Below are 18,664 nucleotides of genomic sequence, written 5' to 3' on the forward strand. Positions count from 1 at the left end.
GGAGGCACGCTTAACCGTCACCCCGCAATCATTTCAACACCAACCTCACGCCGGCAACTTCGCCGCCGCCTCATCGACCTGCGTGCGCGTCACCGACAATTCGTCGAGCCACGCGTCCGCATACACCGCACCGGTTTCGCGTTCGAGACGCGCGATCGTCACCGCGCAACGGTTCGCGTCCTTCAGCGTCGCGATGAACGACTTCACCGATTGACCCGTCGTGAACGCGTCGAACAGCGGCACGCGGATATCGTCCGGCAGCGGACGCGTGGTCCACTGGTACGGCTTGCCGTTGAACGTGAACGACGGCGGCAGCACGCGCTCTTTCTTTGCGGCCGGAATCAGCCCGTAGGTGCGCGCGGCTTCGCCGATCTGCTCCGGCGAGAACAGCTCGTCCGGGCTGATGTCGAATTGCTTGATGAAGGTCTCGATGCTTTGCATCGCCGCGGCGCGGTCGTCACGACGCTTTTGCGCATGAGCGACGATGTCGCGCAGTTCGTCGGCTTCTTCGGGCGTAATCGTGAAGCTCGACTGCTTCTGCTGGAGTTCGGAAAAACGCTGGAATTCGGAATCGGTCAGAAGTTTCGCCATTGCTTATCGAGGGGGCGCGCAGGGGCGAACCCATGCGGCGTAATTTGAAAGGGTCGCCATTCTAAACCATGTGCGCAGGCGGCCGATTTTCACCGGCGCACCACACGCAAGCGCCCTTGCGCCCCGGCGCAATTCAACTCAATGCAGGCCAACGCACTCGAAACGAATCACGCGGCGTTCTCATGAAACATCGACAGCGCCTGCACCGTTTCGCGCAGCAACCCCGTTGCTGCTTCTAGCGTCGGCGCGACGTATTCGTCGATACGCCGTAGATACGGACAGGTCAGCACTGCGATTGCCTGGCCGGCCGGCCCCTGGATCGGAAACGTCACGTCGGTCACGCCGAACGTCTGCTGGCTGTCCTTCTGCGAAAAACCCGCCGCGCGAATCCGCTCGCACGCGAGTTCCAGTTCGTCGCGATCGATCGTGACTTCGCCCTTCACCTTCGTATGCTCGGCGAGCATCTGCCGGCGCTGCTCGATGCTCTGAAACGCGAGCATCACGCGGCCCGAGCCGGTATCGATCAACCCGACCCGCGAACCGAGCCGCACCGACATGCCCCATGTGCCCGGCCCATCGACCTGCGCGATCACCAGCAGATTGCCGCGGTCGTACACGACGAGGTGACACGACTGTTCGGCGGCGTCGGCGAAGCGCTGCATCAGCGGCAACGCTTCGGCGATCAACCGGTTCATCGGCGGATGACGATGCGCGAGCGCATACAGCTTCAGGCTCAACGAATAGCGGTCGCCGCCGGCCGAGCGCACCACGTACTGCCGCGCAACCAGGCGTTCGAGCATCCGGTACATCTCGCTCGCATTGCGCCCGAGCAGCTTGGTGATCTCGGCGCGCGTGAGCCCCTCTTTCTGCTCGGCGAGCAATTCGAGGATGTCGAGACCTTTGTCGAGCGCGGGGGCCCGGTAGCGGTCGGCGTCGTCTTTCTCTTCTGCGTCCATGGTCGGCGAGGTTCCGTGTGCAGTTCTCATTATCTGGCGCATGAATGTAAGTGCGTGGCGAATCTTGAGCAAGGCGGCGCGTGTCCAGGGAAAGTACGGACCCCCTCGCGACGGAGATTCCTTGACTTCGAAAAGTCCGTATATGAATAATACGTTCATTGGTGAATGAACGCACACCAATGCCCGATAAGAAAATCGATAAGAAAGCGCAGGACGAAGTGCCGGCATCCATGACCGGTTCACGCAGTTCAATCAAACGCATAGCAGGAGACAACCCCATGTCGTCGTTCGTCAAACGGCCGTCCGCGGCCCACCGTCTGTTCCGTTGTTCCCTCTTCACTGTCGCGGCCGCCGCGTGCGTCGCCGGCCTCGCCGCGAGCAGCGCCGCGCAAGCCGCCGACGCCGGCAAGATCGGCCTCGGCCTGCCGCTGCTCACGTCGCCGTTCTGGCAGTCGTACAACAACTACCTGCCCAAGTACGCGAAGGACATGGGCCTCGACATCCTCGCGCCGGTCAATTCGAATGGCGATCCGGCCCAGCAGATCACCGACATGAACAACCTGCTGAACCTCGGTTCGAAGGGCATCGTGGTCGGCCCGCTGGATTCGGCGGCGATCAGCCGCGCGCTCGACGCCGCCGCGGCCCGCAACGTGCCGGTGGTCGCCGTCGACGTCGCGCCGACGCAGGGCAAGGTCGCGATGGTCGTGCGCGCCGACAATCATGCGTACGGCGAGAAGGCGTGCAAATACATCGGCGAACACGTGAAGTCGGGCAAGGTCGTGCAGATCATGGGCGACCTCGCGTCGGTCAACGGACGCGACCGCTCGGAGGCATTCCGCGCGTGTCTGAAGGGCTATCCGGGGTTGTCGCTGCTCGAAATTCCGGCGGCCTGGAAGGGCGACGTCGCGGCCACCGCGCTCGACAGCCTGCTCACTGCAGACCCCGATGTGAAGGCGATCTACATGCAGGCGGGCGGCGTCTATCTGTCGCCGACGCTGCAAACCTTGCGTCGCAAGCAGATGCTGTTTCCCGCCGGTAACGCGAAGCACGTCGTGATCGTGAGCAACGATGGCATTCCGCAGGAGTTCGAAGCGATTCGCCGTGGCGAGATCGACGCGACCATCTCGCAGCCCGCCGATTCGTACGCGAAATACGGCCTGTTCTACATCAAGGCCGCGTTGGCCGGGCAAACCTTCAAGCCGGGCCCGACCGATCACGGCAGCAACATCATCCAGCTCGCGCCCGGCGTGCTTGAAGACCAGCTGCCCGCGCCGCTCGTGACCAAGTCCAATGTCGACGACAAAGCGCTCTGGGGCAATACGGTCAAATGAGCAGCCAAATGAGCGGCCAATTGAGCGCACCGACGCCATCCGTGCCGGTCGTCGAAGCGTTTGAAGTCACCAAACGCTTCGGCTCGACGGCCGCGCTGAAAGACGTGAGCATCCGCGTGATGCCCGGCGAGTCGCATGCGCTCGTCGGGCGCAACGGGGCGGGCAAGTCGACGCTGGTGTCGATTCTCACCGGCCTGCGCAAGCCCGACACCGGCGAGGTGCGCTTCGGCGGCGTGAGCGCGCCGTCGATCGCGGATCGCGACGCGTGGCGCGAGCGCGTCGCGTGCGTCTATCAGCATTCGACGATCATCCGCGACCTGAGCGTCGCGGAGAATCTGTTCATCAACCGGCAGCCTGTGCGCGGCGGCATGATCGACTGGCAGACGATGCGCCGCGACGCGCGCGAGCTGCTCGATCACTGGAAGATCGACGTGCGCGAAGACGCGCGCGCCGGCGACCTGAGCGTGGAAGCGCGGCAACTGGTGGAGATCGCGCGGGCGCTGTCGTACGGCGCGCGCTTCATCATCCTCGACGAGCCGACCGCGCAACTCGACGGCGACGAGATCAAGCGCCTGTTCAGGCGCATCAGCGAGTTGCAGCGCGAAGGCGTGACCTTCCTGTTCATCTCGCATCATCTTCAGGAGGTCTACGAAATTTGCCAGGCGGTGACGGTGTTGCGCGACGCGCGGCATATCGTCAGCGCGCCGGTGTCCGCGTTGCCGCGCGAGCAGTTGATCGAAGCGATGACCGGCGAGCGCGGCGGCCTGAACGTCGCCGATGCGGCGGCGCGCGCCGCGCTGCCCGCCGATACGGCAATCGCACTGCGCGTCGACGAACTGGCCGGCTCCGATTACGAAGGTGTGTCGTTCACCGTCAGGCGCGGAGAAGTGGTCGGCCTGACCGGCGCAACGAGCAGCGGGCGCACGAGCGTCGCCGAAGCGATCGCCGGTTTGCGCACGGTCAAGCGCGGCACGGTCAGCGTCGACGGCAATGCGTTGCCACCCGGCGACGTGCCCGCCGCGTTGGCGCACGGCATCGGCTGCGTGCCGAAGGACCGGCATCACGAAGGCCTCGTGCTCACGCAATCGATCGCGGAAAACGCGTCGATGACGATCGCGCGCGTGCTCGGCAAGTTCGGCATCGCGCCGCCCGCGAAGAAGCACGCGTTCGGCCAGAAGATGATCGACGCGCTCGGCATCGTCGCGCAGGGCCCCGAGCATGTCGTGTCGGGACTGTCGGGCGGCAATCAGCAGAAGGTGGTGATGGCGCGCGCGCTCGCCACCGATCCCAACGTGCTCGTACTGATCGACCCCACTGCGGGCGTCGATGTGAAATCGAAAGAAGCGTTGCTCTCCGTCGTGGATCGCGTGCGCGAAGAGGGCAAGGCCGTGCTGGTCGTGTCCGGCGAACTCGACGATCTGCGTACCTGTGACCGCGTGCTGGTCATGTTCCGTGGCCGTGTCGCGGCCGAATTTCCCGCGGGTTGGCAGGACCACGACCTGATCGCATCCGTTGAAGGAGTCAGTCTCCATGAAGAATAGTGTGCCCAGTCCCGCGTTTAGCGCGGCGCAAGGCCAGGCTCAACCGCAGCCTTCCGCATCGGTGTCGCGCGGCAAGCGTGCGCGCTCCGAACTCGCGCGCCTGCGTGAACTGGCGTTGCTGCCCGCGCTCGCATTGCTGATCGTGATCGGCGCATTTGTCAGCCCGAGTTTTCTGACGAAGGCCAATCTGATCAGCGTGCTCGGCGCATCGGCGGCGCTCGCGCTCGTCGTGCTCGCCGAATCGCTGATCGTGCTGACCGGCAAGTTCGATCTGTCGCTCGAATCGACGGTCGGCATCGCGCCCGCCGTGGGCGCGATGCTGGTGATGCCGGCGGCGTCCGCGGGCTTCGGCACGCAATGGCCGACGGCGCTCGGCCTCATCGCGATTGTCGCGGTGGGCGCGCTGATCGGTTTGATCAACGGCTTCCTGGTGGTGCGTCTGCGGCTGAACGCGTTCATCGTCACGCTGGCCATGCTGATCGTGCTGCGCGGCATGCTGGTCGGTGCGACCAAGGGTGGCACGCTGTTCGATATGCCGCCGTCGTTCTTCACGCTCGCCACCACCATCGTGCTCGGCCTGCCGTTGTCGGTGTGGCTCGCGGCGGCGGCGTTCGCGATCGCCGCGTTTGTGCTGCGCTATCACCGGCTGGGCCGCGCGTTGTATGCGATCGGCGGCAATCCGGAAGCGGCGCGCGCGGCGGGCATTCGCGTCGAGCGCATCACGTGGGGCGTGTTCGTGCTCGGCAGCATTCTGGCTTCGCTTGGCGGTTTGATCGTGACCGGCTACGTCGGCGCGATCAACGCGAATCAGGGCAACGGGATGATCTTCACGGTGTTCGCGGCGGCGGTGATTGGCGGTATTTCGCTCGACGGCGGCAAGGGCACGATGCTCGGCGCGCTGTCCGGCGTGCTGCTGCTCGGCGTCGTGCAGAACCTGTTGACGCTCGCGCAGGTGCCGTCGTTCTGGATTCAGGCGATCTACGGCGCGATCATTCTCGGCTCGCTGATGGTGGCGCGCCTCGCGAGCGGCGAAGGCCAGAACTGAGCCCAGCCCGCATCCACGCCTCATACGCAAGCACCGGAGATCTCATTTGACCAGCCGTCCATTGCCAACCGATCCGCGTCTGATCCTGCTCAGCCCCGCCGACAACTGCCTGATCGCGGCGGCGCGGCTCGATGCGGGCACACAGGTCGACATCGAAGGGGAGCGCGTCACGCTGACCCGCACCATCGAGCTGGGTCACAAGGTGGCGCGCCACGAACTCGCGAAGGACGACAAGGTGCTGCGCTACGGCGCGGTGATCGGCCACGTGACCGAAGGGGTGGCGCGCGGCGCGCATCTGCATACGCACAACCTCGAAAGCGACTACTTGCCGACCTATACGCACGACGCGGGTCACGAGTTCGTCCACCACTGATACGCGCACCCTCACGCGGCTTTTCGCGCCGCTGAACCGCTGGAACGATCATGACTGACATTTCCGTAGCAACCGCCGCGCAGCAACCGATGCTGCAAGGTTATCTGCGCAGCGACGGCCGCAAGGGCATCCGCAACGTGGTCGCGGTCGCCTATCTGGTCGAGTGCGCGCATCACGTGGCGCGCGAGATCGTCACGCAATTTCGCGAGCCGCTCGACGCGTTCGACGACCCTTCCGCGGAGCGCGAGCCGCCCGTTCATCTGATCGGCTTTCCCGGCTGCTATCCGAACGGCTACGCGGAGAAGATGCTGGAGCGGCTCACCACGCATCCGAACGTTGGCGCGGTGCTGTTCGTGTCGCTCGGTTGCGAGAGCATGAACAAGCACTATCTGGTGGACGTGGTGCGTGCGAGCGGCCGTCCCGTCGAAGTCCTGACGATCCAGGAAAAGGGCGGCACGCGCAGCACGATTCAATACGGCGTCGACTGGATTCGTGGCGCGCGCGCGCAGCTCGCCGCGCAACAGAAAGTGCCGATGGCGTTGAGCGAACTGGTGATCGGCACGATTTGCGGCGGCTCGGACGGCACCAGTGGCATCACCGCGAACCCGGCGGTGGGTCGCGCGTTCGATCATCTGATCGATGCGGGCGCCACCTGCATCTTCGAGGAAACCGGCGAACTGGTGGGCTGCGAGTACCACATGAAGACGCGCGCGGCGCGGCCGGAACTGGGCGAAGCGATCGTCGCGTGTGTCGCGAAGGCGGCGCGTTACTACTCGATCCTCGGACACGGCAGCTTCGCGGTCGGCAACGCGGACGGTGGCCTCACCACGCAGGAAGAGAAATCGCTCGGCGCGTATGCGAAGAGCGGCGCGTCGCCGATCGTCGGCATCATCAAACCCGGCGACGTTCCGCCGACCGGCGGCCTCTATCTGCTCGACGTGGTGCCGGACGGCGAGCCGCGCTTCGGCTTTCCGAACATCAGCGACAACGCGGAGATCGGCGAGCTGATCGCGTGCGGCGCGCACGTGATCCTGTTCACGACCGGACGCGGCTCGGTGGTTGGGTCGGCGATCTCGCCGGTGATCAAGGTGTGCGCGAACCCGTCGACGTATCGCAATCTTTCCGGCGATATGGACGTGGATGCGGGGCGTATTCTGGAAGGCCGCGGCACGCTCGACGAAGTGGGCCGCGAGGTGTTCGAGCAAACGGTCGCGGTAGCGCGAGGCACGGCGTCGAAATCGGAAACTCTCGGGCATCAGGAGTTTATTCTGACTTACAAGACGTTCGACCCGGTCGGCCCTGCGTGTTTGCCGTCGAGCGGGGCGCGGCCCGCGCAACGGGTGGTTGCGATCGAGCCGCATTGAGCGAGTGCGGCGGGATCTGGGCGCTCATATCCGGCAGATTGCCGGCGCGCTGCGCAAATCCCGTCCGTACATGGTAAAAACACAAGAAATATTGGAGACGTGCTCAATGACGGCAGCGATCGCATCGAAGATCGGCCAACGGCGCCGTATCGGCCGCGGCACATTGCAGGTGAGCGGATTGGGTCTCGGCACGGCGCCGCTCGGCGGCCTGTACCGCGACCTGTCGGACGAGGAGGCCCACGCGACCATCGCCGCCGCGTGGGACGCGGGCGTGCGCTACTTCGACACCGCGCCGCACTACGGCAACACGAAGGCCGAGCATCGTCTCGGCGACGCGCTGCGCCGCTATCCGCGCAGCGACTACGTGCTGTCCACCAAGGTAGGCCGCCGCTTCGTGCCGCGCACCACGCCGTTCGACGACCGCGAAGGCTGGCAAAACCCGTTGCCCTTCGAAGCGATCTACGACTACACGCACGACGGCATCATGCGCTCGTTCGAAGACAGCCAGCAGCGCATGGGCATCGTCGAGATCGACATTCTGCTGGTCCACGACATTGGCCGCGTCACGCACGGCGACCAGCATCCTCACTATTGGCGGCAACTGACCGAAGGCGGCGGCTTTCGCGCACTCGACGCGCTGCGCTCGTCGGGCGCGATCAAGGCGGTCGGCCTCGGCGTCAACGAAGGCGCGGTCATCCTCGACGCGATGACCGAGTTCGATATCGATTGCGCGTTGCTCGCGGGCCGTTATACGCTCCTCGAACAGACCACCCTCGACGACCTGCTGCCCGCCTGCGAAGCGCGCGGCGTCAGCATCCTGTTAGGCGGCGCGTTCAACTCGGGCATTCTGGCGCGCGGCGTGTCGGGCGATCTGAAATTCAATTACGGCGACGCGCCACCCGAAGTGATCGAGCGCGTCGCGCGGCTGGAGGCGGTGTGTCGCGCGCATGGCGTGCCGCTCGCCGCCGCCGCGTTGCAGTTTCCGTATGCGCATCCGGCGGTCGCCACCGTGCTGACCGGCGCGCGCAGTGCCGACGAATTGCGCGAGAACGTCGCGTCGTTCGAGCAGCCGATCCCCGCGGCCTTGTGGTCCGCGTTGCGCGACGAAGGCTTGCTCGATGCGCGCGCGCCTGCGCCAGAGGATTGATCCGACGATGTTGATCGACGCTCACCAGCATTACTGGGACCCCGCGCGAGGCGACTACGAGTGGCTCACGCCGGAGCTGAAAATCCTGTACCGCCCGTTCGGCCCCGCGGATCTCGCGCCGTTGCGCGAGCGAGCGGGCATCGAACGAACGGTGGTCGTGCAGGCCGCGCCGACCCTCGACGAAACGCGCTATCTGCTCGACCTCGCGCGTAATGAGCCGTCGATCGCGGGCGTGGTCGGCTGGGTGCCGTTGCTGTTGCCGAATGCGCCTGACTTGATCGAAGCGCTCGCGCGCGAGCCGAAGTTCAAGGGCGTGCGGCCGATGCTGCAGGACCTGCCCGACCACGGCTGGATCGCGAACCCCGATCTCGCACCGGCGATCGAAGCACTGATCGCGCATGACCTCGCGTTCGACGCGCTGATCTATGCGCGTCACGTCGAATATGTCGAAATCTTCGCGAAGCGTTTTCCGGCGCTGCGCATTGTCGTCGATCATGGCGCGAAACCGCCGATCCGCTATGGCCAGGCCGGCTTCCAGGTGTGGAAGGACGCGATCACGCGGCTCGCGAGCCTGCCGCAAATTCACTGCAAGCTCTCCGGGCTAGCCACCGAGGCGTCGCCCGGTTGGACCGAAGATACGCTGCGGCCTTACGTCGACCATCTGCTGACGTCGTTCGGTCCGGCGCGCTTGATGTGGGGCAGCGACTGGCCGGTGCTCGATCTGAACGGCGATTATCTGCTCTGGCATTCGGTCGCGACCACCTTGCTCGCGTCGTTGAGCGACGCCGAGCGGGCGGCGGTGTTCGGCGAGAACGCCGCCGCGTTTTACCGCCTTTGATCTTTGATTTCTGAAAACGTCGGCAGGATATAAGCAGCCAACAAGCAGCCCATTCACATGATGGAGTCGTAGATGACACAAAGACTGGCCGGCAAAACGGCCCTGATCACCGCGGCGGGACAAGGTATCGGTCTCGCCACCGCGGAACTCTTCGCACGCGAAGGCGCGCGCGTGATCGCCACGGACATCCGCATCGACGGACTCGCGGGCAAGCCGGTCGAAGCGCGCCAGCTCGACGTGCTCGACGGTGCGGCGATCAAGGCGCTGGCCGCCGAGGTCGGCCCGATCGACGTGTTGTTCAACTGCGCGGGCTTCGTGCACGCCGGTTCGATTCTCGAATGCAGCGAGGAGGATTGGGATTTCGCGTTCGACCTGAACGCGAAGGCGATGTACCGTATGATCCGCGCGTTTTTGCCGGCCATGCTCGAGAAGGGCGGCGGCTCGATCATCAACATGTCGTCGGCGGCGTCGAGCGTGAAGGGCGTGCCGAACCGCTTCGCGTACGGCGCGTCGAAGGCCGCGGTGATCGGGCTGACCAAGGCCGTTGCTGCAGACTTCGTCACGCGTGGTGTACGCTGTAACGCGATCTGCCCGGGCACGGTCCATTCGCCGTCGCTCGAACAGCGGATCGCGGCGCAGGCTCAGGCACAAGGCGCGACGGTGGACGCCGTGCACGCGGCGTTCGTCGCGCGTCAGCCGATGGGCCGCGTCGGCAAGCCGGAAGAGATCGCCGCGCTGGCGCTGTATCTCGCGTCCGACGAGTCGTCGTTCACGACGGGTCAGTCGCATGTGATCGACGGCGGCTGGTCGAACTGACGCTCGCTAATTTACGAACCGAATACTACTGAACGTAAAGGGAAGTACCACGATGAAACTGCTTCGTTATGGGCCGAAAGGTCAGGAAAAACCGGGCCTGCTCGACGCGCAAGGCAAGATTCGCGATCTGTCGAAAGTGGTCGGCGATATCGACGGCGCCGCGCTGACCGATGAAGGTCTCGCCAAGCTGCGCGCGGTCGATCCGGCTTCGTTGCCGGTGGTCGAAGGCGATCCGCGCATCGGGCCGTGCGTCGCGCGAATCGGCAAGTTCATCTGCATCGGGCTGAATTACGCGGATCACGCGGCCGAATCGAATCTGCCGGTGCCGTCCGAGCCGGTCATCTTCAACAAGTGGACGAGCGCGATCAGCGGCCCGAACGACGACGTCGAAATTCCGCGCGGCTCGAAGAAGACCGATTGGGAAGTCGAACTGGGCGTGGTGATCGGCAAGCCGGCGAAATATATCGACGAAGCCAACGCACTCGATTACGTCGCCGGCTACTGCGTGATCAACGACGTGTCGGAACGCGAATGGCAGATCGAACGCGGCGGCACGTGGGACAAGGGCAAGGGCTTCGACACGTTCGGCCCGATCGGTCCGTGGGTCGTCACGCGCGATGAAGTCGCCGATCCGCAGAACCTGAGCCTGTGGCTCGAAGTAGACGGCCACCGTTACCAGAACGGCAGCACGAAGACGATGGTGTTCGGCGTCGCGAAGCTGGTGTCGTACGTGTCGCAGTGCATGAGCCTGCAACCGGGCGACGTGATCTCGACCGGCACGCCGCCGGGCGTCGGCATGGGCGTGAAGCCGAACCCGGTGTTCCTGAAGCCGGGTCAGACGATCCGCCTGGGTATCGAAGGTCTCGGCGAGCAGACGCAGAAGACGTACGCGGCGGAGTAATTCGCGCGTTTCGTTGAACTGAAGTGCGAGGTAAAAAGCCGTTCTCGCGTGAAGGGGGAACGGCTTTTCTTTGCGCGGGCGTGTCGTTCGCGCGGCCTCGATATGTCAGGCGCGTTGCTCCGCGAGTAGCCGTGCCAGCAGCGCGATCAACCGATCGACATGCTCGTCCTGCGTACGCCATGACGACACGCTGATGCGAAACGCGGGCCGCCCTTGCCAGACCGTGCCGCCGAACCACGTTTCGCCGGAGGCCTGGGCCGCTTCACGAATCGCGACAGTCTGCGCGTCGGTCGGTGCGCGCACCAGCACCTGATTTAGCACGACGCGATTGAGCACGTCGAACCCGGCGGCGCGCAAGCCCTCGGCGATGCGCGACGCTTGCGCGCAATGCCGGTCGACCATCTCCCGCACGCCGCTGCGCCCGAGCGAACGCAACGCCGCCCAGATCGGAATGCCACGCGGACGGCGCGAAAACTCCAGCGTCACGTTCTTCTGCGCATCGTGCGCGCCGCTCAGATAGACCGCGTCGCTGTTCATTGCCGCCGACATCGCCTGCGCATCGCGGCAGATCGCCATCGCGCCGTCATACGGCGTGTTGAGCCATTTGTGACCGTCGGTGGTCCAACTGTCGGCGCCGTCGATGCCCTCGGTCAGCGCGCGCCGCGACGACGCACGCGCCCATAACCCGAACGCGCCATCGACGTGGACCCACGCGCCTGCTGCCCTGGCGCGCGGTATTAACTCAGCGAACGGATCGAACTCGCCGGTGTTCACTTCGCCGGCTTGCACGCAGAAGATTGTCATGTCATCGAGCGGCGGCAACTGCGCGGGATCGATGCGGCCGTGTTCGTCGACGGGTGCAACGATCACGCGCTTCATGCCGAAGCCGAGCACACGCAGCGCCTTTTTCACCGTGATATGCGCCATCGCCGAGATCACGACGCGCACGGGCGGCGCGCCATCGAGGCCATCGTTATCGAAATCCCAACCCTTGCGCGCGAGCAGCGCGCGCCGCGCGGCTGCGATGCAAACGAGCGTGCACGCCGTTGCGCTGGTGCCGAAGCCGACCGCCGCTTCGCGCGGCAAGTCGAGCGCGTCGAGCACCCAGCGCGCCGCGATCTTCTCGATGACGGCAGCGGCCGGCGAGTTGTCGAAGGTCGATGCGCATTGGTCCCACGCGCCCATCAGACGCTCGGCCGCCGCGGCCGCCGGCAGCACCGCGCCGATCACGAAGCCGTAATAGCGCGGATCGTTCGACGCCACCGTGGCCGGCGAACCGCTTTCGTCGAGCAGGCGCAGCACGTCGGCGGGGGCGTGGCCATGCAGCGGCAGGGCTTCGTCGAAGGCGGCGAGTTGCCCGAGCGCGGCCGCGTCCGGAAACACCCGGCGCTTGCCGATGCCGGCGAGGTAAGTGTGCGCGCGCCGGTCCGCGTCGGCGGCGAGAGCGAGTTCGTCCATGGAGTTCCTTGCAGAGTGAAGAGAGTGCTGACGCGCAGAGGGAAGCCGCGCGTTCAGAGCTTGGCGAGCGCGCGGCCGAGCTTCCGCAATTCGGCGTCGTTGCGCTTGTAGTACGTGAATTTGCCGATTCGCTGCGCGCGCACGAGTCCCGCATCGGCGAGGATGCGCATGTGGCGTGTGGTGGTGGCGGGCGCGATGCCGAGCTTGTCGGTGATGAACGTGCAGCACACGCCGATTTTTTCGATGTCGGCGTGGTCCTGATACGGAAAGTGCCGCGTCGGCTCTTTCAGCCAGCGCATGACGGCGAGGCGGCTCGCATTGGCGAGCGCGTTGATGCGGGTCAGGTCGTCAGTCATGAGTGGCGTTTGGCGCGGCGCGTTCAGTCGATAACGTTTTGCATATTAGCTAAATGACGAAACGCGGGCAACCGGCTTTCATGCGGCGTGTTCCGCTTCGGCGCGCTACGCCAGGTTCAGGTCAGCCTGCCGGCTCGTGTTCGCCGTTCTCGCCGATCCGGTTGACCGTGCCTTGCGCGACCGCGACGAGCTTTTCGCGGTTGCCGTCCATCACGTACACGTTGCATTGGCAGGTCGCCTGATGTCGTCCCGCGTAGACGACCTTCGCGCGCGCGATCAGCGTGCCGTTCACCACCGGGCGCAGATAGTTGATCTTGTATTCGCCGGTCACGACTTTCGGCCCGAGCGACAACGCGCCGGCGAAGGTCAGCGCATTGTCGGCGAGATAGCTGATGACCCCGCCGTGCACGAAGCCATGCTGCTGCCGCAACTCGTCGCGGATCGGCAGACTCAGCGTGAGTTCGCTGGTGCCCGTATGCATCAGCTCTGCGCCTAGCAACATGCTGAACGGCTGGGCATGCAGTGCGCCGCGCGCCCGGTCGAGGAGGTCGGTCATCGTGATTCCTTCGGGCGGCGCCCGTGGTGGCCTCTGCACTGTCTGCGTCGTGCAGTCCCTACCCACTCTAGGAAGCGCCAATGCACCGCGTCAAGGTGATTCGGAAAATTGTGCGGCACATTGTTGCGCGAAACAATCGCAATGATGATGTTGGCCGATGAAAAGGGGCCGTAAGCCGATCTTTGCTGAAATTGGCCTCAAGCCGAACGCGAACCTGCCGTTAACCCTGGCATAGCCTCCGTCAATTTTTTGCCTTCATTTGTCTTCAGGTATCCACGATGTTCAGCAAGATCAAGGTCGCCTCCGGCCTGTTGTGTGTTCTCGCCGCGTTCTGCGTGTTCCAGCTCGTCACGGTGGGGCTCGGCTTCTGGTCCCTCACTCGCACGCATGACGACGTGGGCGACCTGTCGAACATTGCGTTGAAGCAGGTGGACGCGGTCAACGAAACGACCCAGCGGCTGATGGATGCGCGCATCAACCTGTCGCGCGCCGGCACACGCATGGTGCGCGGCGGCGCGGAGCCGACCGACATCGTGCAGCATGCCCGCGAACAGCTGACCGCCGCGGATCAGTCGTTCGGCGCGTTCATGAGCGCGCAGAAGACCAGCGACGAAAACACCGCCCGCGCGACCGCGCTCGCCGAGCGCTACAAGAAGCTGCACGACGCGCTCGCCGAACTCGTGCAGTTTCTCGACTCGAACAACATCCAGGCCTTCCTCGATCAGCCGACGCAGTCGTTCCAGGACGCTTACCTCGCCGAGTCGCATAACTTCGTCCAGTTCGGCGCTGCGGCGAGCCGCGCGTCGCTCGATTCGATCGACGCCCGCATGGCGGCGTTTCGCGTCGTCAGCATCGTGATCCTGCTGGCGCTGGTGGCGGGCACCTTCGCCGTCTACGCGGCGCTGCGCCGGGGTGTGGTGGCGCCGCTGGAGGAAGCGGGCCGCCACTTCGACCGCATCGCGCAAGGCCGCCTCGATCAGCCGATCGCCGCGCGCGGCACCAACGAGATCGGCCGGCTGTTCTCGGGCCTTGCGAAAATGCAGGCGAGCGTGGCGCGCACCGTGCAGACCGTGCGCGAATCCGCCGACTCGATCCACCTCGGCGCCGATGAAATCGCGACCGGCAACGCCGATCTGTCGGCGCGCACCGAAAGCCAGGCGGCTTCGCTCGAAGAAACTGCGTCGAGCATGGAGGAGCTGACCGCCACGGTGCGCCAGAACGCCGATCACGCACGCGAGGCCAACGCGCTCGCCGAGACCGCGCTCGATGCGACCTCGCGCGGCAGCGAAGTGGTCAACGAGGTGGTCGACAAGATGCGCGGCATTGCGCAGAGCTCGGACAAGATCGCTGAGATTATTTCTGTGATCGACGGCATCGCGTTCCAAACCAATATCCTCGCGTTGAACGCGGCCGTCGAGGCGGCGCGCGCGGGCGAGCAGGGCCGCGGCTTCGCGGTGGTGGCTGGTGAAGTGCGCGGTCTCGCGCAGCGCAGCGCGCAGTCGGCCAAGGAGATCAAGACGCTGATCAGCGAATCGGTCGCGGAGATTCAGGGCGGCTCGGCGCTGGTCGAGCATGCCGGCGAAGCAATGAGCAACGTGTCGGCGTCGATTTCGCGCGTCACGCAGATGATGGCGGAGATCAGCGCATCGTCGCTCGAACAGAGCACGGGCATCGAACAGGTGAACCAGGCGGTGGTGCAGATGGATGAGATGACGCAGCAAAACGCGGCGCTCGTCGAACAGGCCGCGGCGGCGGCGGCTTCATTGCATCAGCAGACGCAGCAATTGAAACAGGCTGTATCCGTGTTCGAAATTTCTGAAACTGTGTTGCGCACGCAACAGCTCGATGAAATGAGCGGGTCGATTGCGAAATTTGGCTTATCCGGAATGCGCGCGATTTAAACCAGGCAAGCGCTTAAAAAGAAGGCGTCGTTCCAAAGAAAATGGCCCGCGAAAGCGGGCCATTTTGCTCAGGCGCAAGCGCCTAAGGGTGCTTCAAGTACCTGAAGGTACTTAGGCCGGCGTGATGTTCGCAGCCTGCTTGCCCTTCGGGCCTTGCTTAACTTCGAACGACACCTTTTGGTTTTCCTGCAGGGACTTGAAGCCGCTGCCTTGAACTTCCGAAAAGTGCGCGAACAGGTCTTCGCCGCCGTCGTCCGGCGTGATGAAGCCAAAGCCCTTTGCATCGTTAAACCACTTCACAGTACCTGTTGCCATTTTTGATCCAGTAAATGTTGTGTGTTGCATTCGCGACCCGCTTTTTCTCAACACGAGATCGAGCGCGAAGTGAGAGTTGTATCACGTCTTTATGATGGACGCCAATCAACCAGTATTCGGGTATTCCCCGGCTCCGGCCTTTTTGAAGCCTTGGAGAGCATTTGGAAGGGTGTTCCGCCCGGTAGGGTAAACTGCTTGTATTACTCTTCCAGGAAAAACATTGACACATTATTTGCAGGAAGAACTTTCGTCGTTCTGGAGTCGTTTGACCCCCTATCTCGCGATATTGGAGTCTAAATCCCCTCAAGAGGGCGCCCCGGACCCCATCGGCCGAATCACTGTCGATACCGAGGAACGTCAGGCTTTCGCCCTTCACACAACCGATCGGAAGCCGCACGGCGACACGTCGGAAATTCCCACTGGCCAAAGCGCAACTTATATGCGTTTTAAATCCTCGAACGCTGGTTGGGGACCTTGGCAACGCGAAGAGTATTGATCGACCGGGTGGTCGGCCAAGCTGTCGGCCACCGGTTTTAAGGTCACCACGGCGTGCAGCCGGCCGCGCGAATCGCTCGCGCGTTCAACTTTTTCCTCCGTTTGGCCCTCAGCCTTTCCTCGCGCTGCGGCGGCTTCGCTCGTAAAAATGATTCGGCTTGGTGCGGACCCAGCGAACGAAGGCGCGTACCGCTTCGTCGGCGAGCAGGGCGTCGACGGTCGAATAGCGTTGTGCGAGTTCGGTTTCCGTGAACAGCGCGTGAAGCTGCCGATGGCAGATGCGGTGCAGCGCGGCGACTTCCTTGCCGCCTTTCGTTTTGGGCACCCAATGGTGCAGGTCGCGCTGGCTCGCCGGGATCGGCCGGCCGCACAGCGGACAGACTTCCTCTGCGGGCGGTGCGCGATACCAGGGTTCGGCGGGTTTCCTGGCCATGACCGTGTGACAGGAGGCGGCGGGCTCGCGTCGCGCGACGGTTGCAGCCGCCGCCGCTCAGGCCGGCAACGCGGCGTACGCGGTGGCGAGATGGTAGGGCGTCGTGGACGGCATGTCAGCGCGGGCCACGTCGCCAGCCGGCGTCTTGCACTCGAACCAGCCGCGCGGATGCAGAAAGCGTTGCTGGAACAGCTCGATTTGCCGCGGTAGCGCGGCGAGCGCAGCCGGCTCGTCGTGGCAGGCCAGCGCGCGCAGATATTCCGTTTGCGCCCAGATCCGCTGCGTGGCGTCCTTGACCGCGCCGGTTTCGTCGAGTGATGCGCAGACGCCGCCGGTCTCACGGTCCACGCCGTGCTGTTGCGCGAAGTCGAACGCGCGGGACAGCGCTTCGGCGAGGCCGGTTCCGTCGAACTGGGCGCCCGCCTGCTTGACCAGCCAGAACCACTCGAACTGGTGGCCCGGTTCAAGACGGTTGCCGCTCGTGCCGATCGGCAATTCGGCCACACAGCCGGTCGGCTCATGCACGAAGTGATGCGCGACGGCGCCGGCCAGACGGCGCAACGCGGCGCCGAAGACATTGTCGCGTGTGGCTTCGCAAGCGGCCAGCCAGGCTTCGGTCAGGTGCATCAGCGGATTCTGGAGGGGCGTGCCGGTCACGCTGCCGAAGTCCGCGCTCAACGCGGCGTTGAACAGATCGCCGCCGGCCGCGAAGTGCGACTGGATCAGTGCCGACGTGTTATGCACGAGCGTCAGCGCATCGCGATTGCCGGAACGCCGGGCGTATTCCGCGCATGCGAATACGACGAACGCGTGCGTGTACAGGTCCTTCGCAGTGTCGAGCGGCGCGCCTTGGGCGTCCACGCTGTAGAACCATCCGCCGTGCACAGTGTCCTGAAAGGTATGCCGCAACGAGTCGAACAGCACGTTGGCATGCTCCGCGTCGCCGGCTTGCGAGAACACGTACAGCTGCCGCGCGCAGGCCATTGCGCGGTAGCGCTCGGCGGCCAATGGACGGTGGTCTTCGGCGCTGAGCGCTTCGTAGGGCAGCTTCAGCGCGGTGTTGAAACCCGGTCCGCGCCACATGGGCAGCACGACAGTCGTGAAGTGATCGCGCAGGGCGGTGGCGAGGGCGATCGTCGAAGCTGCGGCAGGTTTCATGCTCGGTATAGTCAAGTTGATCAGGCGCGCGATGGCGGCGCGTCCACGGAACCGGTCCGTCGTCCGAGCGGTTCCGGCGGCGAGTGCGGATGCTACCCGGTTTGCACGCAACCAACGCGGCGTCGATGTCCGTATCGGCACGGGCGGGCCGCATTGCCCACGCAGCCACGCGCGCGCGGCTGCGTGCGGCCTAGCATAAAGCAAACGGGTCCCGCTGACACCTCGCCCCACGCGCGGAAAACGCTTCAAATAATTTCTGATAAGGAGGAAAAATAATGCTGGGGAATCTCGAACTCATCTCCCGTCTGGTGCTGGCCGCCGCGCTCGGCAGTGTGATCGGCTTTGAGCGGGAGCGGCTCTCGTGGGCGGCGGGGCTGCGCACGCACATGCTGGTCTGCGTCGGCTCGGCGCTCATCATGATCGTGTCGGCCTATGGCTTCGCCGAAGTGCTGAGCGGCGAACACGTCGTGCTCGATCCGTCGCGGATGGCCGCTCAGGTGGTGTCGGGGATCGGCTTTCTCGGCGCGGGCTCGATCCTGCTGCGCGGCGAGATCGTGCGCGGACTGACGACAGCGGCGAGCCTCTGGTCGGTCGCCGCGATCGGCCTCGCGGTCGGCGGTGGACTGTACACGGCGTCGATCGCGGCGACCATCATCATTCTGATCATCCTCGCCGGCATCAAGCCGCTCGAGCGCCGCTTCATCACGGTCAAGCAACGGCGCCAGGTGACGATGCTCGTCGAGCGCGGCGCGATGACGTTTCACTCGCTGCACGACGAACTCGGCGCCGCAAGCCCGCGCGTCAAGCAGTTCGTGATGCAGCAAAGCGACGACTCGCCCGAGTGCGACGAAGTGATGATCACGCTGCATCGCGTGTCGAATACGGAATACGAGGCGATCTGCGCGCGCTTGCGTCAACTGCACGGCGTGAGGCAGTTCCGGCAGGACGAGGTGTCATCTTAAAAAGGCGAAAATCGTCGGCGAATGGCTTCGGCAGGGGCGGGCGGCCATGCGACAATGCGGTCTCGAAAAATTCCAGTGGCATTGACGAGCGGTGCTCGGCGCCTGCTTTACGGCGACGACCGCTTTT

The 18,664-nt window shown here is 64.7% G+C and carries 19 protein-coding genes; 11 read left to right on the forward strand and 8 right to left on the reverse strand.

All coding sequences use genetic code 11. From position 1 onward, the window contains the following. Nucleotides 1-45: 45 nt before the first annotated feature. Nucleotides 46-591, reverse strand: coding sequence for a hypothetical protein (locus BGI01S_RS15605; RefSeq protein WP_042326686.1), 546 nt, complete (start codon nucleotides 589-591; stop codon nucleotides 46-48). A 167-nt stretch (nucleotides 592-758) separates the two neighbouring features. Beyond that, nucleotides 759-1,547: an IclR family transcriptional regulator gene (locus BGI01S_RS15610; protein ID WP_042326687.1), complete on the reverse strand. Its 789-nt coding sequence runs from the start codon at nucleotides 1,545-1,547 to the stop codon at nucleotides 759-761. Between the two features lie 278 nt (nucleotides 1,548-1,825). On the opposite strand from BGI01S_RS15610, the gene BGI01S_RS15615 reads away from it, so the two are divergent. From BGI01S_RS15615 to BGI01S_RS15655, 9 genes are all read left to right on the forward strand, one after another. Next, nucleotides 1,826-2,878, forward strand: a complete 1,053-nt coding sequence (locus tag BGI01S_RS15615; protein WP_042326690.1) for a sugar ABC transporter substrate-binding protein — start codon at nucleotides 1,826-1,828, stop codon at nucleotides 2,876-2,878. 8 nt (nucleotides 2,879-2,886) lie between these two features. Then, the gene (locus BGI01S_RS15620; protein WP_042326692.1) at nucleotides 2,887-4,419 is read left to right on the forward strand and encodes a sugar ABC transporter ATP-binding protein; all 1,533 of its coding nucleotides are present in this window, start codon (nucleotides 2,887-2,889) and stop codon (nucleotides 4,417-4,419) included. Further along, nucleotides 4,409-5,464: an ABC transporter permease gene (locus BGI01S_RS15625; protein WP_042326694.1), complete on the forward strand. Its 1,056-nt coding sequence runs from the start codon at nucleotides 4,409-4,411 to the stop codon at nucleotides 5,462-5,464. Before BGI01S_RS15620 ends, BGI01S_RS15625 begins: the two co-directional genes overlap by 11 nt. Before the next feature lie 46 nt (nucleotides 5,465-5,510). Further along, nucleotides 5,511-5,837, forward strand: coding sequence for a UxaA family hydrolase (locus BGI01S_RS15630; protein WP_042326695.1), 327 nt, complete (start codon nucleotides 5,511-5,513; stop codon nucleotides 5,835-5,837). A gap of 50 nt (nucleotides 5,838-5,887) precedes the next feature. Beyond that, nucleotides 5,888-7,201, forward strand: coding sequence for a UxaA family hydrolase (locus BGI01S_RS15635; protein ID WP_042326697.1), 1,314 nt, complete (start codon nucleotides 5,888-5,890; stop codon nucleotides 7,199-7,201). A 106-nt stretch (nucleotides 7,202-7,307) separates the two neighbouring features. After that, nucleotides 7,308-8,348 (forward strand): aldo/keto reductase, encoded by a 1,041-nt coding sequence (locus BGI01S_RS15640; RefSeq protein ID WP_042326699.1) that lies wholly within the window; start codon nucleotides 7,308-7,310, stop codon nucleotides 8,346-8,348. Between the two features lie 7 nt (nucleotides 8,349-8,355). Continuing rightward, nucleotides 8,356-9,186 carry an amidohydrolase family protein gene (locus BGI01S_RS15645; RefSeq protein ID WP_042326866.1) on the forward strand — a complete coding sequence of 277 codons (831 nt, stop codon included), beginning with the start codon at nucleotides 8,356-8,358 and terminating at the stop codon, nucleotides 9,184-9,186. Between the two features lie 72 nt (nucleotides 9,187-9,258). Then, the gene (locus BGI01S_RS15650) at nucleotides 9,259-10,002 is read left to right on the forward strand and encodes an SDR family oxidoreductase (RefSeq protein WP_042326700.1); all 744 of its coding nucleotides are present in this window, start codon (nucleotides 9,259-9,261) and stop codon (nucleotides 10,000-10,002) included. Nucleotides 10,003-10,054: 52 nt separating this feature from the next. Continuing rightward, nucleotides 10,055-10,903, forward strand: coding sequence for an ureidoglycolate lyase (locus BGI01S_RS15655; RefSeq protein WP_042326702.1), 849 nt, complete (start codon nucleotides 10,055-10,057; stop codon nucleotides 10,901-10,903). A 105-nt stretch (nucleotides 10,904-11,008) separates the two neighbouring features. Here BGI01S_RS15655 and BGI01S_RS15660 read toward each other — a convergent pair whose 3' ends face one another. The 3 genes from BGI01S_RS15660 to BGI01S_RS15670 form a co-directional block, all read right to left on the reverse strand. Next, nucleotides 11,009-12,361 (reverse strand): pyridoxal phosphate-dependent decarboxylase family protein, encoded by a 1,353-nt coding sequence (locus BGI01S_RS15660; protein ID WP_042326704.1) that lies wholly within the window; start codon nucleotides 12,359-12,361, stop codon nucleotides 11,009-11,011. Nucleotides 12,362-12,414: 53 nt separating this feature from the next. Then, nucleotides 12,415-12,717, reverse strand: a complete 303-nt coding sequence (locus tag BGI01S_RS15665; protein WP_042326706.1) for an ArsR/SmtB family transcription factor — start codon at nucleotides 12,715-12,717, stop codon at nucleotides 12,415-12,417. Between the two features lie 121 nt (nucleotides 12,718-12,838). After that, nucleotides 12,839-13,273, reverse strand: a complete 435-nt coding sequence (locus BGI01S_RS15670; RefSeq protein ID WP_042326708.1) for a PaaI family thioesterase — start codon at nucleotides 13,271-13,273, stop codon at nucleotides 12,839-12,841. A gap of 278 nt (nucleotides 13,274-13,551) precedes the next feature. Between BGI01S_RS15670 and BGI01S_RS15675 the strand changes: the two genes are divergently transcribed. After that, entirely contained in the window at nucleotides 13,552-15,174 is a 1,623-nt protein-coding gene (locus tag BGI01S_RS15675) for a methyl-accepting chemotaxis protein (protein WP_042326710.1), read from the forward strand. 111 nt (nucleotides 15,175-15,285) lie between these two features. Here BGI01S_RS15675 and BGI01S_RS15680 read toward each other — a convergent pair whose 3' ends face one another. From BGI01S_RS15680 to BGI01S_RS15690, 3 genes are all read right to left on the reverse strand, one after another. Further along, complete coding sequence (locus BGI01S_RS15680) at nucleotides 15,286-15,489, reverse strand: cold-shock protein (protein ID WP_006047528.1); 204 nt, start codon at nucleotides 15,487-15,489, stop codon at nucleotides 15,286-15,288. Between the two features lie 604 nt (nucleotides 15,490-16,093). Next, nucleotides 16,094-16,417 (reverse strand): HNH endonuclease, encoded by a 324-nt coding sequence (locus BGI01S_RS15685; protein WP_042326712.1) that lies wholly within the window; start codon nucleotides 16,415-16,417, stop codon nucleotides 16,094-16,096. Nucleotides 16,418-16,474: 57 nt separating this feature from the next. Beyond that, a complete protein-coding gene (locus tag BGI01S_RS15690; protein WP_042326868.1) occupies nucleotides 16,475-17,584 on the reverse strand; it encodes an AGE family epimerase/isomerase in 1,110 nt (369 codons plus the stop codon). A gap of 266 nt (nucleotides 17,585-17,850) precedes the next feature. On the opposite strand from BGI01S_RS15690, the gene BGI01S_RS15695 reads away from it, so the two are divergent. Continuing rightward, a complete protein-coding gene (locus BGI01S_RS15695) occupies nucleotides 17,851-18,537 on the forward strand; it encodes an MgtC/SapB family protein (protein ID WP_042326714.1) in 687 nt (228 codons plus the stop codon). Nucleotides 18,538-18,664: the final 127 nt, after the last annotated feature.

The sequence above is a fragment of the Paraburkholderia ginsengisoli NBRC 100965 genome (assembly GCF_000739735.1).
Lineage (GTDB): Bacteria > Pseudomonadota > Gammaproteobacteria > Burkholderiales > Burkholderiaceae > Paraburkholderia > Paraburkholderia ginsengisoli.

Excerpts from the sequence above, each read along its gene's own strand:
- BGI01S_RS15625 (WP_042326694.1), top strand. The coding sequence starts at position 4,409 with ATGAAGAATAGTGTGCCCAGTCCCGCGTTTAGCGCGGCGCAAGGCCAG.
- BGI01S_RS15665 (WP_042326706.1), bottom strand. The coding sequence starts at position 12,717 with ATGACTGACGACCTGACCCGCATCAACGCGCTCGCCAATGCGAGCCGC.
- BGI01S_RS15650 (WP_042326700.1), top strand. The coding sequence starts at position 9,259 with ATGACACAAAGACTGGCCGGCAAAACGGCCCTGATCACCGCGGCGGGA.
- BGI01S_RS15620 (WP_042326692.1), top strand. The coding sequence starts at position 2,887 with ATGAGCGGCCAATTGAGCGCACCGACGCCATCCGTGCCGGTCGTCGAA.
- BGI01S_RS15640 (WP_042326699.1), top strand. The coding sequence starts at position 7,308 with ATGACGGCAGCGATCGCATCGAAGATCGGCCAACGGCGCCGTATCGGC.
- BGI01S_RS15675 (WP_042326710.1), top strand. The coding sequence starts at position 13,552 with ATGTTCAGCAAGATCAAGGTCGCCTCCGGCCTGTTGTGTGTTCTCGCC.
- BGI01S_RS15660 (WP_042326704.1), bottom strand. The coding sequence starts at position 12,361 with ATGGACGAACTCGCTCTCGCCGCCGACGCGGACCGGCGCGCGCACACT.
- BGI01S_RS15685 (WP_042326712.1), bottom strand. The coding sequence starts at position 16,417 with ATGGCCAGGAAACCCGCCGAACCCTGGTATCGCGCACCGCCCGCAGAG.
- BGI01S_RS15645 (WP_042326866.1), top strand. The coding sequence starts at position 8,356 with ATGTTGATCGACGCTCACCAGCATTACTGGGACCCCGCGCGAGGCGAC.
- BGI01S_RS15695 (WP_042326714.1), top strand. The coding sequence starts at position 17,851 with ATGCTGGGGAATCTCGAACTCATCTCCCGTCTGGTGCTGGCCGCCGCG.
- BGI01S_RS15680 (WP_006047528.1), bottom strand. The coding sequence starts at position 15,489 with ATGGCAACAGGTACTGTGAAGTGGTTTAACGATGCAAAGGGCTTTGGC.
- BGI01S_RS15615 (WP_042326690.1), top strand. The coding sequence starts at position 1,826 with ATGTCGTCGTTCGTCAAACGGCCGTCCGCGGCCCACCGTCTGTTCCGT.
- BGI01S_RS15635 (WP_042326697.1), top strand. The coding sequence starts at position 5,888 with ATGACTGACATTTCCGTAGCAACCGCCGCGCAGCAACCGATGCTGCAA.
- BGI01S_RS15610 (WP_042326687.1), bottom strand. The coding sequence starts at position 1,547 with ATGGACGCAGAAGAGAAAGACGACGCCGACCGCTACCGGGCCCCCGCG.
- BGI01S_RS15655 (WP_042326702.1), top strand. The coding sequence starts at position 10,055 with ATGAAACTGCTTCGTTATGGGCCGAAAGGTCAGGAAAAACCGGGCCTG.
- BGI01S_RS15670 (WP_042326708.1), bottom strand. The coding sequence starts at position 13,273 with ATGACCGACCTCCTCGACCGGGCGCGCGGCGCACTGCATGCCCAGCCG.
- BGI01S_RS15605 (WP_042326686.1), bottom strand. The coding sequence starts at position 591 with ATGGCGAAACTTCTGACCGATTCCGAATTCCAGCGTTTTTCCGAACTC.